The sequence below is a fragment of the Nitrincola tapanii genome (assembly GCF_008368715.1).
GTDB lineage: Bacteria > Pseudomonadota > Gammaproteobacteria > Pseudomonadales > Balneatricaceae > Nitrincola > Nitrincola tapanii.
In genome coordinates this window covers 100048-115598 of the sequence record NZ_SMRS01000004.1, presented here as the reverse complement: position 1 = coordinate 115598, position 15551 = coordinate 100048, and the positions used below count along the sequence as shown (strand labels likewise).

General features: G+C 49.5%; 16 protein-coding genes. 9 read left to right on the top strand and 7 right to left on the bottom strand.

Features of this window, described 5'->3' with window-relative positions; genetic code table 11:
* Nucleotides 1-3: 3 nt before the first annotated feature.
* Nucleotides 4-351 carry a membrane protein insertion efficiency factor YidD gene (gene yidD, locus E1H14_RS06380; protein ID WP_149390622.1) on the bottom strand — a complete coding sequence of 116 codons (348 nt, stop codon included), beginning with the start codon at nucleotides 349-351 and terminating at the stop codon, nucleotides 4-6.
* A 127-nt stretch (nucleotides 352-478) separates the two neighbouring features.
* Here yidD and E1H14_RS06375 point away from each other — a divergent pair, with 127 nt between their 5' ends.
* Entirely contained in the window at nucleotides 479-1048 is a 570-nt protein-coding gene (locus tag E1H14_RS06375) for a TIGR04211 family SH3 domain-containing protein (protein WP_149390621.1), read from the top strand.
* 10 nt (nucleotides 1049-1058) lie between these two features.
* On the opposite strand, the gene E1H14_RS06370 is transcribed toward E1H14_RS06375, so the two are convergent.
* Nucleotides 1059-2810, bottom strand: coding sequence for a putative bifunctional diguanylate cyclase/phosphodiesterase (locus E1H14_RS06370; protein ID WP_160142031.1), 1752 nt, complete (start codon nucleotides 2808-2810; stop codon nucleotides 1059-1061).
* Nucleotides 2811-3049: 239 nt separating this feature from the next.
* On the opposite strand from E1H14_RS06370, the gene ptsP reads away from it, so the two are divergent.
* Complete coding sequence (gene ptsP / locus E1H14_RS06365) at nucleotides 3050-5338, top strand: phosphoenolpyruvate--protein phosphotransferase (protein ID WP_149390619.1); 2289 nt, start codon at nucleotides 3050-3052, stop codon at nucleotides 5336-5338.
* Between the two features lie 278 nt (nucleotides 5339-5616).
* Complete coding sequence (locus E1H14_RS06360) at nucleotides 5617-6414, top strand: response regulator (protein WP_149390618.1); 798 nt, start codon at nucleotides 5617-5619, stop codon at nucleotides 6412-6414.
* A gap of 94 nt (nucleotides 6415-6508) precedes the next feature.
* On the opposite strand, the gene E1H14_RS06355 is transcribed toward E1H14_RS06360, so the two are convergent.
* Nucleotides 6509-7225, bottom strand: coding sequence for a YebC/PmpR family DNA-binding transcriptional regulator (locus tag E1H14_RS06355; RefSeq protein ID WP_149390617.1), 717 nt, complete (start codon nucleotides 7223-7225; stop codon nucleotides 6509-6511).
* 179 nt (nucleotides 7226-7404) lie between these two features.
* On the opposite strand from E1H14_RS06355, the gene bfr (E1H14_RS06350) reads away from it, so the two are divergent.
* Together bfr (E1H14_RS06350) and bfr (E1H14_RS06345) are read left to right on the top strand one after the other, a co-directional pair.
* On the top strand, nucleotides 7405-7869 hold the full coding sequence (bfr, locus tag E1H14_RS06350; RefSeq protein WP_149390616.1) for a bacterioferritin: 465 nt from the start codon (nucleotides 7405-7407) through the stop codon (nucleotides 7867-7869).
* 13 nt (nucleotides 7870-7882) lie between these two features.
* Entirely contained in the window at nucleotides 7883-8350 is a 468-nt protein-coding gene (gene bfr / locus E1H14_RS06345) for a bacterioferritin (protein ID WP_149390615.1), read from the top strand.
* A 56-nt stretch (nucleotides 8351-8406) separates the two neighbouring features.
* Here bfr (E1H14_RS06345) and E1H14_RS06340 read toward each other — a convergent pair whose 3' ends face one another.
* Complete coding sequence (locus tag E1H14_RS06340) at nucleotides 8407-8607, bottom strand: (2Fe-2S)-binding protein (RefSeq protein WP_149390614.1); 201 nt, start codon at nucleotides 8605-8607, stop codon at nucleotides 8407-8409.
* Nucleotides 8608-8888: 281 nt separating this feature from the next.
* Here E1H14_RS06340 and katG point away from each other — a divergent pair, with 281 nt between their 5' ends.
* Both katG and E1H14_RS06330 read left to right on the top strand, forming a co-directional pair.
* On the top strand, nucleotides 8889-11069 hold the full coding sequence (gene katG / locus E1H14_RS06335; RefSeq protein WP_149390613.1) for a catalase/peroxidase HPI: 2181 nt from the start codon (nucleotides 8889-8891) through the stop codon (nucleotides 11067-11069).
* Between the two features lie 89 nt (nucleotides 11070-11158).
* Entirely contained in the window at nucleotides 11159-11497 is a 339-nt protein-coding gene (locus E1H14_RS06330; protein ID WP_149390612.1) for a putative quinol monooxygenase, read from the top strand.
* A 138-nt stretch (nucleotides 11498-11635) separates the two neighbouring features.
* Here E1H14_RS06330 and ppiC read toward each other — a convergent pair whose 3' ends face one another.
* Nucleotides 11636-11917: a peptidylprolyl isomerase PpiC gene (gene ppiC, locus E1H14_RS06325; protein ID WP_149390611.1), complete on the bottom strand. Its 282-nt coding sequence runs from the start codon at nucleotides 11915-11917 to the stop codon at nucleotides 11636-11638.
* 137 nt (nucleotides 11918-12054) lie between these two features.
* Between ppiC and E1H14_RS06320 the strand changes: the two genes are divergently transcribed.
* Both E1H14_RS06320 and E1H14_RS06315 read left to right on the top strand, forming a co-directional pair.
* Nucleotides 12055-12636: an HAD family hydrolase gene (locus E1H14_RS06320; RefSeq protein WP_160142030.1), complete on the top strand. Its 582-nt coding sequence runs from the start codon at nucleotides 12055-12057 to the stop codon at nucleotides 12634-12636.
* A 30-nt stretch (nucleotides 12637-12666) separates the two neighbouring features.
* Nucleotides 12667-13359 carry a VIT1/CCC1 transporter family protein gene (locus E1H14_RS06315; protein ID WP_149390609.1) on the top strand — a complete coding sequence of 231 codons (693 nt, stop codon included), beginning with the start codon at nucleotides 12667-12669 and terminating at the stop codon, nucleotides 13357-13359.
* A gap of 47 nt (nucleotides 13360-13406) precedes the next feature.
* Here the strand turns inward: E1H14_RS06315 and E1H14_RS06310 are convergent, their stop codons facing one another.
* Together E1H14_RS06310 and E1H14_RS06305 are read right to left on the bottom strand one after the other, a co-directional pair.
* Nucleotides 13407-14768: a sensor histidine kinase gene (locus E1H14_RS06310; RefSeq protein ID WP_149390608.1), complete on the bottom strand. Its 1362-nt coding sequence runs from the start codon at nucleotides 14766-14768 to the stop codon at nucleotides 13407-13409.
* A complete protein-coding gene (locus E1H14_RS06305; protein ID WP_149390607.1) occupies nucleotides 14765-15424 on the bottom strand; it encodes a response regulator in 660 nt (219 codons plus the stop codon). The genes E1H14_RS06310 and E1H14_RS06305 overlap by 4 nt, the downstream gene beginning before the upstream one ends.
* Nucleotides 15425-15551: the final 127 nt, after the last annotated feature.

The following is a 15551-nucleotide window of genomic DNA, read 5'->3' as shown; positions in this document are numbered from 1 at the left end:
AGATCACCGCTCAGGTGTTGGAGAGGTTGGAGTGGAGAGGGTATCCGTCTGGTCAGAAGTCTGATTCGAGCAGGCTGGCACGCCAGCCTGAGTCTGCACAGAAGCGCAGCCGCAGCTTTTGGGGGGCACCAGATCCACCCCGCCTTCATGCCAGGGATGACAGCGCAATAAGCGCCTGATGCCTAGATACCCACCCTTCAATGCACCGTGCACTTGAATCGCTTCAATCATATAGCTGGAGCAGGTGGGATAATAACGACAGCTGGGCGGCAAGACAGGGCTGATCACATATTGGTAAAAACGCACCAACGCAATCAAGCAAAAAGACAAGGCTCTACGCAAAATCGACATACATCTCTCCAAGCTGAAGTCATTCGGCATTATAGCAATTGCCCGGATAAAAACCCCAGAGCGCTGGTCATATGCAACTGAATCCGTACAATAGTTTGAAACTGCAACCCAATCGGCTCTAGATCTTATGAAAAAACACCTACTCTGCTCACTTCTACTCTGCCTGAGCGCCTCCGTTCAGGCACAATCCACAGCACATATTGCCGATGATGTGTATGTGTTTATGCATGGTGGCCCAGGAACGCAGTATCGCATCACCGGACGGATCAACAGCGGTGAGCCGGTGACGATCCTGCAGCGTAGCCAGCAATACGTTGAAGTTCGTTCAAGCGCAGGGCGCAGTGGCTGGGTAGCGGAAGAGTTTGTTAAAGCCGGCGAAAGTATGCAGACGCGCCTGCCTCAGTTAGAAAGCGAACTGGAGCAAAGCCGTGAACGGTTGCAACGCCAAAACGCCGAAATCGAAACGCTCAACACTCAATTGGAAAATGTCTCCGGCAATAGTCGCGACTATGCACGCCAGATCGAAGGTTTAGAAGCGCACATTCGACAATTAGAAGGTGAGATTGCCAATATGGATCAGAGCAATCTGATTCGCTGGCTGACCCATGGTGGTTTGGTAGCACTCGGTGGTGTCATTCTAGGCTTACTCGTACCTTATATGCCTAAACGCCGCAAGCGTCGTGATGAGTGGTTTTAATCTCAGTCGCTTAACGCTGCAATAACCATTCGATCAGAGACTCAGGGGGAGCCGGACGACAAATCTGGTAACCCTGCGCCTGATCACAGCCGATCTCGGCCAACAAGCGCAACTGCTCAGCATCTTCCACACCTTCCGCCACCACTTCCAGATCGAGCGCATGCGCCATAGCAATAATCGCTTCCACCAGTTTACGATCACGCTCAGACTCCGCTAGATGGCGAATAAAACTGATATCTACCTTGAGTTGGTGCAATGACATGGTTCGAATATAACTGAGGCTGGAATAACCGGTGCCGAAGTCATCAATCGCCACCTTCACACCCGCAGCCGTCAACTGCTCAATCGCCACACGTGTTTTTTCTGGGCTGTGCAAAAAGCTGGTCTCTGTCAGCTCAATACTTAGCCACTCAGGCTCCAGCTGATAGCGTGCCAACAAACTCAATACCCGCACCGCCACATCGCCCCGCTGGAACTGGCGAGCCGAGACATTCACCGCAATGTTCAGCGGTGTACCGGCTTCCGACCACTCTTTAGCTTGGCGCACCGCTGCCTCTAACACCCAATCCCCTATCTGATCAATCAGCCCCATATCTTCCGCTAAGGGAATAAAATCAGCAGGCGATACACCGCCTAGCTCTGGGCTAAACCAACGCAGCAGTGCTTCAACACCACAGATCTGGTTGGAAGCCAAATGCACCTTAGGCTGATAAAACAGATGCAACTCACCGCGCACCAGCGCATTTTGTAATAGATTGGCTAACTGGAAACGCGAACGACTTTGCCGATGCAGAGTTTGCGAGTAAAAGTGAAAACCATTACGCCCGAGGTATTTCGCATGCTCCAGCGCTAGATCGGCACAGCCAACCAAAGTTTCCGCCGTCTGCGCATCCTCAGGAAACACCGCCACCCCCATACTGGCTGTGATTCTGACCTCTTGCCCAGCAATCAACTGAGGCACGCAAATGACTTGACGCAAGCGATTCAGAAACGACAGTAAATCTTCATGGGTTTGAGGCCCGTGCAAGACCAAACTGAACTCATCCCCACTGGGTCTGGCCGCGGTATCTTCGCTATCCAGCAAGAGCTGCACTCGCTGCGCCAGAGTCTGCAGCAGCTGATCTCCCGCCTCATGGCCATAACGATCATTAATCACTTTAAACCAATCCAGATCAAGCTGGATCAGTGTAATCTTTCTCTGCTGCACCTTCGCCCAAGCCAAAGCCTGTTGCAGACGATCATAAAAAAGCTGACGGTTGGCTAAGCGTGTGAGCTGATCAAAACGCGCCATCTGCTTAAGACGCGCTTCCGAGCGTTTAATTTCAGTCAGATCATGAAAGATCGCCGCATACTGCACCACCTCACCTGACTCATTTTCAATCGAGGTGATACTGAGCCATTCCGGATACACCTGCCCGGCCTTATTACGATTCCAGATTTCGCCTTGCCAGAAACCCTGTGCCTCTAAACTCGCCCACATCTGTTGATAAAAATCCGGCGCATGACGACCCGAACTGAGCAGGCTCGGATTTTGCCCTAAAGCTTCGGCTTCGCTATAACCCGTGATCTGGGTAAACGCACGATTGACACTCTGAATCAGCCCTTTCTGATCACAAATGATGATCCCTTCTAAGGAAGCATCAATCACCTTTTCCACGATACGTAGTTGTAAACGCAGATCGCGCTCGATAGGTGTATGCTCTGCCTCTTCAGAACCGGGCAGATCGGTTGGCGCAGGGACGCTATGAGGAGGACGTATCACGGAATACAACTCTTAAACACGTGATGGTCTATGCGCATGACAAGATACGAATATTTGACCGGGATGCCTGCATTCTAGCAGTGAATTTTCAAACACTCCACACTTGGATTTTGCCTGCGCCAGATCAAGGATATAGCCAGTGTTATCGGTCTTCTAGCGGAAAACCGTTGTTCAATTCAAACAAGTGTGTAAATATTGCTTGAGCTTAACCCTAGCGTTTTTCAGATCTGGACCCCATCATGCACTCCCCTCTCAGCACCCTTAGCAGTCTGGTTGAAGCCATCGCTCGGACACAAGATCCGGAAGCCATGATGGACACCATCGTGGCGCGCTTATCTGAGCTGATGCAGGTGGATGTTTGCAGCCTTTATCTCTGCAATCCAGAACAAGACACCCTAGTCTTGGCGGCCACACGCGGTTTGTCGACCGAAGCCGTGGGACACGTTCGTCTTAGTTTAAATGAAGGCCTGGTCGGACATATTGCGGCCAGCTTGAGCACCTTGAACATTGCCGATGCGCCGGCCGATGATCGTTTTGTCTACATCCCGGAAACCCACGAACAGGCCTACCATAGATTTATGGGGGTTCCGCTCATTCATCTGCGCCAACTGATTGGTGTTTTGGTAGTTCAGGGAACGGAAGCGGCTAAATTCAGTGACGAAGAGGAAGCCTTTCTGATCACCGTGGCCTCGCAACTGGCCGGTGCACTGCATCATTTGCAACGCAGCGGCAGCTGGTTGTCCACGACCCCTAAAGACGCTTATCAACGCTTTCAAGGGATCAAGGGTGCCACGGGGATAGGGACAGGGCGTTTATGGGTCGTGGATCCGCACATGCTGCTCGATCAGGTCACACCGGGCATGCACAGCGATGCGATTGCGGAAAAAGCCGACTTTAATGAAGCAATTGAGTGGGTCGCAGAAGAGCTTGAAGCCGGTTCTGGACGTTTAGGCCACCACCTGCCCGGTGATCTGCAGGCGTTGTTTAATGTCTACCAGATGATGTTAAACAGCCCGGAATTAAAGCAAGGAGTGGAAGCGCGTATTGATCAGGGCGACAATGCCGCTTGGGCACTGCGCCAGGTGATTGAAGGGATGGCCGGTCTGTTTGATGCCTCTGATGATCCCTATCTGCGTGCGCGCAGTGAGGACATTCGCAACATTGGCCAACGTATCCTGAATCAATTATTGCAGCATGAGCGTCAGGTAATCGAAACACCTGATGAGCCACTCATTCTTGCGGGTGAGCTGATCAGCATCACCGATCTGGCTGAATTTCCTTTACAGCGTATTCGCGGACTCGTCTGTAGCGGTGGCTCCTCTTTATCCCATACTGCAATTGTCGCCAATGCCTTGGGGATTCCAGCTGTTATGGGCCTGGAGCACCTGGACCCGGATTTACACCGTGGCCAACGTGTGATTGTGGACGGCAACCGAGCCGAGTGCATCATCAATCCACCTGAGGCCTTGCTCAACGAATACCAACGCATGATTCTGGAAGAACAGCGTTTCTTTCAAGACCTAGAAAAACTCAAAGATGAGCCTGCGGAAACACTCGATGGTTTTCGAGTGCGCCTGCTCACCAATACCGGCTTATTAGCCGATGCCACACCGGGCTTACAGCGGGGGGCTGAAGGGGTAGGACTCTACCGCTCTGAAATTCCCTTCATGATTCATGAAAGCTTTCCGACCGAAGAGGAGCAGCTGCGCATCTACAAAAAGGTGTTGGCTGCCTACGCCCCGCGTCCTGTCTCCATGCGCACTTTGGATATCGGTGGCGATAAACAACTGCCCTACTTTGATATCACGGAAGAGAATCCCTACCTCGGCTGGCGCGGCATACGCTTTACGCTGGACAACACTCCCCTGCTGGTGACGCAGATTCGTGCCATGCTCCGCGCCGACATAGGCAATGAAAATCTTAAGCTTTTAGTGCCAATGGTCAGCCGCGTTGATGAGATGGCTGCTTTTCGGCGTCATGTTGAACGTGCGGTTGAGTCCTTGCAAAAAGAAGGCTGCCCGGTTCGCATGCCCGCGATCGGCATGATGGTTGAAGTGCCGTCGGCCATGCTTTTGCTGCCGAAACTAGCACCCTATATCGATTTTGTCTCGATAGGCTCGAATGATTTAACGCAATATTTACTCGCCGTAGATCGTAACAATCCGCGTGTCTCCGCGCTGTTTGATCACCTGCACCCAGCCGTTCTGGTCGCTCTGGAGCACATCTTACAGCAGTGTGATGATTTGCATCTGCCCGTTTCCGTTTGCGGAGAAATGGCTTCAGACCCCGTCGCCGTATTGGTGATGTTAGCCATGGGGTATCGCTCTCTGAGTCTGAGTGCTTTTAATATTCCACGCATCAAGCTCCTGATTCGCTCGGTCAATCGCACGGCACTCTTACCCCTGCTGCAGGACGCTCGACGTTTATCGCATGAATCGGATATCCGCGCGCTCTTTATGCCCATAGTGGACGCGATTCTGGCACCACCTACCAGCGAAAACGAAGGCGCAGATTCCGCCGCTCACTGACGGTTTTCAGAGTTAGATTTAAGCTTGTGAACGCTTAGAAGGCTTGCAGGGTAAAAATTGGACAGAAAAAAGGTCGCCGAGGCGACCCTAAAGAAAAGTTGAAATGATGAAGAGATCCGATGCAATCCTGTTCGGATGTTTAGTAGACGCCTTTTCATCTGAATATAAGCTGAACAAACCTTAAGTTTTTGTTCAGGTAAAATCTGAACGTTCAGCGGTTGCAATCTGCTGAGCATCAAGCGACACTCAGTTTTCAGATTTGGCGGTGGAAACACTACATGGAAATCAATGAACTACTCATCATTCTGATCGAACCTTCGCGCATGCAGCGCAACATCATCTTAAATCAGCTAGGTGAGTTAGGGGTGGCCGAGATCGAAAGTTTCTCTGAGGCCAATGAAGCTTTGGCGCGTATGCAGCAAATTACGCCCGATATCGTCATCTCTTCAATGCATTTACCCGATATGACCGGCAGCGAACTGCTCGGTCAGATGCGCAACCACCCCAAACTTGCGGATGTGGCTTTCTTCCTGATCTCTTCGGAAACCCTGTACCGTTATCTGGAACCGATTCGCCAGGCCGGTGCAACCGCCATTCTGCCGAAGCCCTTTGATCGCGACGAATTGCGTGAAGCGCTGCATAGCGCCATGCACTATGTCATTGATCGCAGTAATGAGTTTGAAGCACAGGATGCTGAAATTGACCATCTCTCTGTTCTGGTGGTCGATGATAGTCCCATGTCTCGCAAATATCTGGAACGGGTGTTGAATGCCATTGGCGTGGTCAAAATTCGTGAAGCACGTGATGGAGCCGAGGCTCTACAGATCATGAAGGTGGAGCGCTTTGATCTAGTCATCACCGACTACAATATGCCAAATATTGATGGCTTAGAACTGGTCCAACACATTCGCCAATATACCGATCAGCCTTCTGTGCCGGTGATTGTGGTGACGTCTGAGCAGAATGAAGAGCCACTCAGTGCAATTAAGACGGCAGGGGTCTCCGCGATCTGCCAAAAGCCTCTGTCCTACCAGACTTTAAAGAAGTTAATACGCCATCTGATTCAGCAGTTATAAACACACAAGCCGGCAAGCACTTTCAGGTGTTCTGCTCAGGTGTTTAGTTCAGGCGTTGCCCAAGGATGGAGGCAACGCCCGCTAGACAGCGAACTTATACGCTGGCGTTGTGATAAACGTTCTGCACGTCATCCAGATCATTCAGTAGATCGAGAAAACGCTCGAACTGCGGCATATCCTCAGCACTGATTTCAGTCGAAGTTTGTGGCAGAAACTGAATCTCATCCACCTGGAAATCAATCTCACCCAAGGCATCCATTAACGCTTGTTTAGCTTTAAAATGCTCGGTATGCGGTGTAAAGACAGTGATTTGTCCATCTTCATTTTCGATATCCGTTACATCCACATCCGCTTCCATCAATGCTTCCAACACAGTTTCTTCATCCTTACCGGCAAAGGAGAGAATGGCGCAGTGATCAAACATATGGCTGACACTGCCCGAGGTTCCGATCTTAGCCTTGGTTTTGGTGAAGCACTGGCGTACATCAGCGAAGGTGCGGTTAGGGTTATCGGTCAAACAATCCACAATCACCATACAATTGCCTGGGCCAAAACCTTCATAACGTGCCAAGGCAAAGTCTTCTCCCCCCGCACCACGCGCCTTCTCCAAGGCTTTATCAATCACGTGTGCCGGTACCTGAGATTTTTTTGCACGCTCAATCAAACCACGCAAAGCCAAATTTGCATCCGGATCTGGGCTGCCAGACTTAGCCGTGACATAGATCTCACGGGCAAACTTGCTATACAGCTTGGTTTTGGCATCAGCCGTTTTAGCCATAGATTCTTTGCGGTTCTGATAAGCGCGGCCCATCGTTGTCGTCCTATAAATGCATAAAGAATGCGATTTTACCCAGACTTACATATCGACGCCACTGACCTGTGCCGCAGACAAAAATTCTCATCTCTGTACTGGGCTGTTACAGATTTAAGCGAAAGCATGCTAGCCTTATTCATCATCTGATTTGCAGTCAACGTATAAGGCGATGAGTCATGAAGGGTAAAAAAACCGTTATTCAGCAGCTCAATAAGGTGCTGACCTATGAACTGACCTCGATCAATCAATTCTTTTTACACGCCCGCATGTTTGGCAACTGGGGATTTCAGGCGTTAAACACCAAGGCCTACAAAAAGTCCATTCAGGATATGAAACAGGCCGATAAGCTGATTGAGCGCATTCTGTTGTTAGAAGGTCTGCCCAATCTACAACAATTAGAGCGCCTACGGATCGGTGAAACGCCTGCGGAGATGCTGGCAGCGGACCAATCCTTTATCTGCGATCAACTGCCCCTCCTACAAGCAGCCATTGCACTTTGCGAAAACGAGCAAGACTACGTCAGTCGCGAACTTTTGCAGGAAATTCTTGAAGATGAAGAGGAGTATCTGGATTGGCTAGACACCCAGATACAATTGACCGAAAACCTCGGCATGCAGAACTATCTGCAATCCATGACCTAAACGAGAGCCCGTGATGAACAGTTATCCAGAAGTTATCGACGCCCTCAACCTTCTACTCGGCAGCGAACTGGCCGCAATGGATCAGTACTTTGTCCATTCCAAAATGTATCAGGATTGGGGCTTGAACAAGCTCTATGAACGTATTGCGCACGAGTTTGAAGATGAGAAGGGCCATGCCAGCCTGTTAATCGATCGAATTCTGATGCTCGGTGGCCAGCCTGATCTTTCCACTCGTGCCGCGGTACGCATCGGCAAAGAGGTGGCAGAAATGCTGCAACATGATCTGAATCTGGAGTATGAGGTCGCGGAGCAGTTAAAAACCGCGATCGCCCTGTGTGAACAGAAACAAGACTACACAACACGCGACATTTTGCAGGTTTTGCTGAAAGATACCGAAGAGGATCATGCCCACTGGTTAGAACAACAGCTGGGGTTAATTGAGAAGCTTGGTTTACCGAATTATTTGCAGTCACAACTTTAAGCGTCTGCATAGCAGGTCGTCCAGCACGGCCTGCTCACTTCACTTATGCCGCTCGTTTAGGCCGCCGCATCCACGCAAAGACTGGCAAAATCCCCCTGTAAACGTGACTGCAGCAGCTCACGTGCAAAACACGCACATTTACCACAGCAACTGCCCACCTGCAGATTCTGCTTAAGCTCACGGTAGCTGCTGGCACCCTGATCAATTGCCTGGTGCACATCGCGTTCAGTGATACCGTTACAGATGCATACATACATGGATGAACTCTCCAAGTTGGAACCCGGGATGAAACTAACGCAAATGATAACGCTTATCACACAGATTGCAACACCCAGCTTGCTTTATTTCTCTTCTCAGCACAGAGATCTCGTAGATGAGCAGATAAGTCCATAAATTCAAATAGGAAATCGCTATCGAGCTGAAATGGAAGATTAAATTGAATCACCGGAAAAATAGGACTATACCTATAGGCACTTTAGAAAGCGGCCAAGCAACTGATGTTTAAATCGATAGGCCGAGACAACAACGGGAGAGAGAGATGAGCGATAAGACAGGTGGAAAATGTCCCTTTATGCACGGTGCTCAGACCAAAACCAGTGAGTCTGTCATGGATTGGTGGCCAAATGCCCTCAACCTGGACATCCTGCATCAACATGATCGTAAAACGAACCCCCTCGGTGAAACATTCAATTATGCCGAAGAGTTTAAAAAGTTGGATCTGGAAGCGGTCAAAAATGATTTAAAAGCATTAATGACCGATAGCCAAGACTGGTGGCCAGCGGACTGGGGTCATTACGGCGGCTTGATGATTCGTATGGCCTGGCACTCTGCGGGAACCTACCGTATTGCCGATGGCCGTGGGGGAGCCGGAACCGGCAATCAGCGCTTTGCTCCCCTCAACTCCTGGCCTGATAACGGCAACCTAGATAAAGCCCGCCGCCTGCTCTGGCCGATTAAGAAAAAATATGGAAACAAACTGTCTTGGGCCGATTTGATGATTCTAGCCGGTAATATGGCATATGAATCTATGGGCTTTAAAACCTTCGGTTTTGCTGGGGGACGTGAAGATATTTGGCACCCAGAAAAAGACATTTACTGGGGATCTGAGAAAGAGTGGTTAGCGCCTTCGGGCAGCGAAGGCTCACGTTATTCAGGCGAGCGTGATCTTGAAAATCCGCTGGCGGCCGTGATGATGGGGCTTATTTATGTCAACCCTGAAGGGGTAGATGGCAAACCCGATCCATTAAAAACAGCCCATGATGTGCGCATTACTTTTGCCCGCATGGCGATGAACGATGAGGAAACAGTGGCCCTGACCGCCGGAGGTCATACGGTCGGTAAGGCGCATGGTAACGGCAATGCCGCGAACCTAGGCCCTGATCCAGAAGGTGCCGATGTACATGAGCAAGGTCTGGGTTGGAACAATCACAAAACACGTGGCATCGGCCGTGATACGGTTACCAGTGGGATTGAAGGTGCCTGGACGACTCATCCGACTCAATGGGACAATGGTTATTTCTACCTTCTGCTTAACTACGAGTGGGAACTGAAGAAAAGCCCAGCCGGTGCCTGGCAGTGGGAACCCATCAATATCAAAGAGGAAGACAAACCGGTTGATGTTGAAGATCCAAGTATCCGCCTTAACCCAATAATGACTGATGCGGATATGGCCATGAAAATGGACCCTGAATATCGCAAGATTTCAGAACGATTCTACAAAGATCCTGCATATTTTGATGAAGTATTTGCCCGCGCCTGGTTCAAACTGACACACCGTGATCTCGGGCCTAAAACCCGTTATTTAGGGCCAGACGTACCCGCAGAAGACCTGATCTGGCAGGACCCAGTACCTAAGGTTGATTACACCCTGAACGAGGCTGAAATTGCTGATCTGAAAGCTAAGATTCTGTCCAGCGGATTGAGTGTTTCCGAGTTGGTGGCGACGGCCTGGGATAGTGCACGCACCTTCCGGGGCTCCGACTATCGTGGAGGTGCTAACGGAGCACGTATTCGTCTCGCCCCTCAAAAAGACTGGGAAGGCAATGAACCAGAACGCCTACAGAAGGTTCTGAGTGTCTTGGAAGGGATTCAAGCAGGCTTGAGTAAACCGGTGAGCCTGGCTGATTTGATCGTGCTCGGCGGCACAGCAGCTGTTGAAAAAGCCGCACACGATGCCGGTGTTCAGGTCACTGTGCCCTTCTCGCCAGGACGCGGTGATGCCACACAGGAAATGACCGATGTAGAATCTTTTGAAGTCCTAGAACCGCTACACGATGGTTACCGCAACTGGCAGAAAAAGGATTACGTCGTACAACCTGAAGAGATGTTGCTGGATCGCACTCAGTTAATGGGCCTAACAGCACCGGAAATGACCGTTCTAATCGGGGGGATGCGTGTCCTCGGCACGAACTATGGCGGCAGCCAACATGGTGTCTTTACCGATCGAGTCGGAGTGTTAAGCAATGACTTTTTCGTTCACCTGACCGATATGGCTTACACCTGGAAACCCGTCGGTAAAAACCTTTACGAAATTGTTGAGCGCAAAACCGGAGCCGTGAAATGGACCGCAACGCGTGTCGATCTGGTCTTTGGTTCCAACTCGATCCTGCGTGCTTATGCGGAAGTCTATGCTCAGGATGATAACCAAGAGAAGTTTGTCCATGACTTCATCAAAGCCTGGACTAAAGTCATGAATGCAGATCGCTTCGACTTGGCTTAAACCTGTTTTCATCTGAAACAGAAAACGGCGCCTTTTATTTGGCGCCGTTTTTTCTATACTGCAGCTAAACATTCAATTAGGAAAAAACTATGTCCTCAAAGGTTTACTGCTCTGCTCAATTTCTGCCCAAAGCAGGTCACAGCCGTGAGCTGTTCAAGGTTCTACAGTCTCTGGAGCCAAATACGCTGCGTGAAGATGGCTGTTTACACTATGTGGTGACACGCCAAATCCATAGCCCTTTTGCAGAAGGCAGTAGCTTTCCGATCGTCTTTCATGAAACTTGGCGAGATATGGCCAGCTTTGAAGCTCACTGTCAACGTCGTGAAATCGTAGACTTCTTTGAGCGCTACTGCTTAGCCGAAGATGGCTGGGTAGAAGACTGGAATGTCTGTGTTTACACAGATGAACCGGAAGATCTGGATCAATGATTGGTGGTGCTTTGATCAGAACCCAGTTGAGCCGCATGGCTTAAGCTCCAGCGCGATCTACGCCCATACTGCACACAGACTTTTCCACACAAACTGTGGAAAAGTTTTTCATAACTCAAACACCTGAACTTTAGCTGCTTAAGCATTCCGATACAGCGTTTTAATGAGATGGTATCCAAAACGCGTTTTGATCGGGCCATGTACTTTCAGAACAGGACGTTTAAACACCACGTCATCAAATGCTTTCACCATATCACCGCGTCGAAACTCACCTAGATCTCCGCCGCGCTTACCGGATGGGCAGATCGAATAACGCTTCGCCAAGGCTTCAAACTTTTTACCTTGTTTTAACTGCTCAAGAATATCGAGAGCCTCTTGCTCTGTCTTGACCAGTATGTGCAGTGCTGCGGCGCTTGCCATGCTATGACTCACTCTATTAATCTAATTTCTAGTGCTTATAGTAGCCTAAATAGGCAAGCTTAGGTTGACCCCGAGCGCTTGCCCGCCATGCGGTCTGGAGTTCTGAATCTTGGTTATCACACTTTTGAGGCCTGTCGGTGAAACACATTAAAGGCATTATTTTTGATCTGGACGGTACTTTAGTCACCTCATCACTCGACTTTGCAGCCATTAAACATGAAATCGGCTGCCCTCTACATGAAGACGTCTTATCATTTTTAGAATCCCTGCCCGCACATCAACAACACAAAGCACGGGAAGTGATTCATCGTCATGAATTGCTGGATGCTCACACCAGTCACTGGCTACCGAGTGCACAGACATTTATCGAAAAATGCTTTGAGGAAAAAATTGCGATGGCAATCGTGACACGCAACTCACATCAACCGACACGCGTGAAAGTGAAACGCAATGGGATACCGATTCAACACATCGTCACTCGTGAAACATCAAAGCCCAAGCCAGACCCATCCGCATTACTGAAGATCGCTCAGCACTTCCATCTCCCTACCGAGGCCATCCTAATGGTGGGCGATTACAAATATGACCTACAAGCAGGACGCAATGCCAAGATGCCCACCTGCCTGATCAATTATGAACATCTGCCAGACTATGCAGATCTGGCAGATTACACCTTCCCGCATTTTGGTTTATTACACCAGGCGATGTTTGCCGGGTAAGCTTTTTATTTTGTAGCCTTCAGCATTTTTATGACCCACGAACAAGTGCATAAATCCCATCGAACAGGATGGCTTCGTGCCGCCGTACTCGGTGCTAATGACGGTATCGTTTCGACCGCCAGTTTGATCATTGGTGTTGCTTCAGCGAGCACGAGCCATGAAGCTATCCTGTTAGCTGGGGTAGCAAGTATGGCGGCAGGCTCACTCTCTATGGCGGCTGGAGAATATGTTTCCGTAAGTTCACAAGCCGATACTGAAAAAGCAGATTTAACCTTGGAGAAAATCTCACTGGAGACAGATCCTGAATCGGAAACTGATGAGTTATGTCGTATTTACGAGTCTCGTGGTTTAAACCCTGCTCTGGCCAGACAGGTTGCTGAACAACTCATGGCACAAGATGCACTGGCGACCCATGCACGTGAAGATATTGGCATTACACCCGGTACACTCGCTCACCCTGTTCAAGCGGCGCTCTACTCAGCTGCAACATTTACGATCGGTGCATTACTGCCACTAGTCGTTGCTTGGCTCACACCCGGTAAGTCACTCATCATCACCGTAGCTCTGTTTTCTTTAGTATTTCTTGCCCTACTCGGCGCTATGGCTGCTCACGCGGGTGGAGCGTCCAAAATCACCGGAGCCTTGAGAGTCACACTATGGGGTACTTTAGCGATGGCCTTAACTGCCCTAGTTGGCCATATATTCGGACTGGTTAGCCTTTAACGATTCAAATATCAGATGAGCTTTGTGCGATCACTGTCAATCTTTTATCAAGTCGATGCATTCAAGTTGGGTAGCTTAACGCGTACCTCGAATCCCTTTGCTTGTCCGGGTACCGGCGAATAAAGCTGGATCTCCCCACCCATGCCTTGTACCAGTGCTGTTGCTATTGCAAGGCCTAGACCCGAACCCGATGTCTCGCTCAGGCCACGATAAAAGCGCTCATGCAGATGGTTCAGTTGCTCCGCTTGCACAACTTCGCATTGATTGATGAACGATAAAGTCGCATCTGACTTTAACTCTATTTGAATCCTTTGAATCGGATCACCATGTTTCATAGCATTCTCTAGAAGATTTCTGACCAATAAAGCAAAAGCATCGATATCCACAGGCGACATAACCGGCTGTTTGGGTAACACCAAAACTAATCGATCAGCTAACGTTATTTGAAACTCATTCACCAGCATACGCAAAACTGAAGATAGATCTTGGGGAATCGAGACCAACAAACTACTCCCTTCCGCCTTCGCCAGCTGCAACAATTTATCTGTCAAAGTCACTAATTCGCCCAGGGAGCTTCTAACTTGATCTGCTTTGCTACGGGCCTCTTCATCCGTGAGCTTTTTCTGCAAGCGCTGAAGCTGTGCTATGGCCGTAGCCAGAGGCGTACGCAGCTCATGTGCAGCATTTGCCGTAAAATAGCGTTCAGCGGTCAGAGCTTTATGTAAACGCTCCATCAATCCATTCATTTGTTTCACAATGGGGGATAGCTCCAGAGGGAGGTCAGCAATATCGACAGGTGTCAGATCTACAGCACTGCGCTGCGCTAGCGCTAAACCATAAGCTCGAAGCGGAAACAAAACCTTATGAACCAGCCATGTTGCCACAAACAGGCTCAAGGGCAGAATCAACAATAACGGCAATGCCAGAGCTAAAAGGTTACTCAAAATCGCGGCCTGTCTAGCGGTTAGAGGTTCGGCTACTTGAATGAAAAATGTCTCACGGATAGCCGAGGTGATAAACACACGATAATCCCCATGGTTAACAAATCCCTGAGGCAATGGAAACTGATCAACAAACTGTTCTTCTCGCGCACCATGTGAATGGACTAATACCTGTCCCGAAGCGTCCAATACACGGTAAGTCAAATACTCATCATGCGCTCTCAAAGCCGGTAATTGTTGTAAAACACCGAGCTGATCGCGGTTATAGAGTTCAAGTATCGCCAGGGGCAAGATACGCTCAGCAGTTTCCTGCAAGGCACTATCCAGGCTTTGATTTAAGACGTGCCGGACAACTAAGGTCGCTAGAACTAATCCCAGCAACCATAAACAAATCAACAAACAAGCCAAGCGTATCATCAGTTGCTTTTGCAGGCTTTTAGTCTGTTTTGGCGGCAACCATCTCTTCATTTTACGCTCATCCGATAACCCATCCCACGTAGGGTTTCAATGCAGCTCTTACCTAGTTTTTTTCGTAAGCGACTGATGTATACCTCAATAGTGTTGCTTTCAATTTCAGCACCAAATGCATAGAGAGCATCCTCTAACCTAGAACGCGTTAATACCTGTCCTAGATGCTGTACAAAGGCTTCAAATAAAGCCCACTCCCGTGCCGATAACTCTACCGCTTGCCCTTGACGCAAAATCCGGCGTGCAGCCAAATCCACCTCCAGCTCACCCAGCTGCAAATAAGGATTTGGATTTCCACTGTAACGCCTAGCGACTGCGGCCACACGTGCTAACATCTCATCGAGATCAAAGGGTTTAACCAGATAATCATCCGCCCCAGCATTGAGTCCCGCGATACGATCACTAATCTGATCTCTTGCCGTAAGGATAATCACCGGCAGAGCCTGGCCTGATTTACGCAATTGCTGCAAAAATTCCAGCCCAGAACCATCCGGTAGCATGAGGTCCAGTAATAATAAATCATAGGGTGTGGAGCGCAGACAATGGCGGGCAGCACTGATTCGCTCCACCCAATCGACAGCATAACCCTCTTCCTGTAATTGATCTCGAACGGCCTCACCCAATCCTCTTGTATCCTCCACCAGTAGCAGTCGCATCGAAGCCTCTTTCAATTATTTATCAGGGTTTATCTCAATATTAGCGGAGTTTCCTGTCATCCAGCTTAAAGAACATATCGCACAAAGAAAGTTTCAGGTTGCTGTCAGATTCAGGTAGCAGAATGTC

Coding starts and splice junctions, on each gene's coding strand:
- katG (WP_149390613.1), top strand. CDS start 8,889: ATGAGCGATAAGACAGGTGGAAAATGTCCCTTTATGCACGGTGCTCAG.
- E1H14_RS06355 (WP_149390617.1), bottom strand. CDS start 7,225: ATGGGCCGCGCTTATCAGAACCGCAAAGAATCTATGGCTAAAACGGCT.
- E1H14_RS06305 (WP_149390607.1), bottom strand. CDS start 15,424: ATGCGACTGCTACTGGTGGAGGATACAAGAGGATTGGGTGAGGCCGTT.
- E1H14_RS06310 (WP_149390608.1), bottom strand. CDS start 14,768: ATGAAGAGATGGTTGCCGCCAAAACAGACTAAAAGCCTGCAAAAGCAA.
- yidD (WP_149390622.1), bottom strand. CDS start 351: ATGTCGATTTTGCGTAGAGCCTTGTCTTTTTGCTTGATTGCGTTGGTG.
- E1H14_RS06340 (WP_149390614.1), bottom strand. CDS start 8,607: ATGTATGTATGCATCTGTAACGGTATCACTGAACGCGATGTGCACCAG.
- bfr (WP_149390616.1), top strand. CDS start 7,405: ATGAAGGGTAAAAAAACCGTTATTCAGCAGCTCAATAAGGTGCTGACC.
- ptsP (WP_149390619.1), top strand. CDS start 3,050: ATGCACTCCCCTCTCAGCACCCTTAGCAGTCTGGTTGAAGCCATCGCT.
- ppiC (WP_149390611.1), bottom strand. CDS start 11,917: ATGGCAAGCGCCGCAGCACTGCACATACTGGTCAAGACAGAGCAAGAG.
- E1H14_RS06360 (WP_149390618.1), top strand. CDS start 5,617: ATGGAAATCAATGAACTACTCATCATTCTGATCGAACCTTCGCGCATG.
- E1H14_RS06330 (WP_149390612.1), top strand. CDS start 11,159: ATGTCCTCAAAGGTTTACTGCTCTGCTCAATTTCTGCCCAAAGCAGGT.
- E1H14_RS06315 (WP_149390609.1), top strand. CDS start 12,667: ATGACCCACGAACAAGTGCATAAATCCCATCGAACAGGATGGCTTCGT.
- E1H14_RS06375 (WP_149390621.1), top strand. CDS start 479: ATGAAAAAACACCTACTCTGCTCACTTCTACTCTGCCTGAGCGCCTCC.
- bfr (WP_149390615.1), top strand. CDS start 7,883: ATGAACAGTTATCCAGAAGTTATCGACGCCCTCAACCTTCTACTCGGC.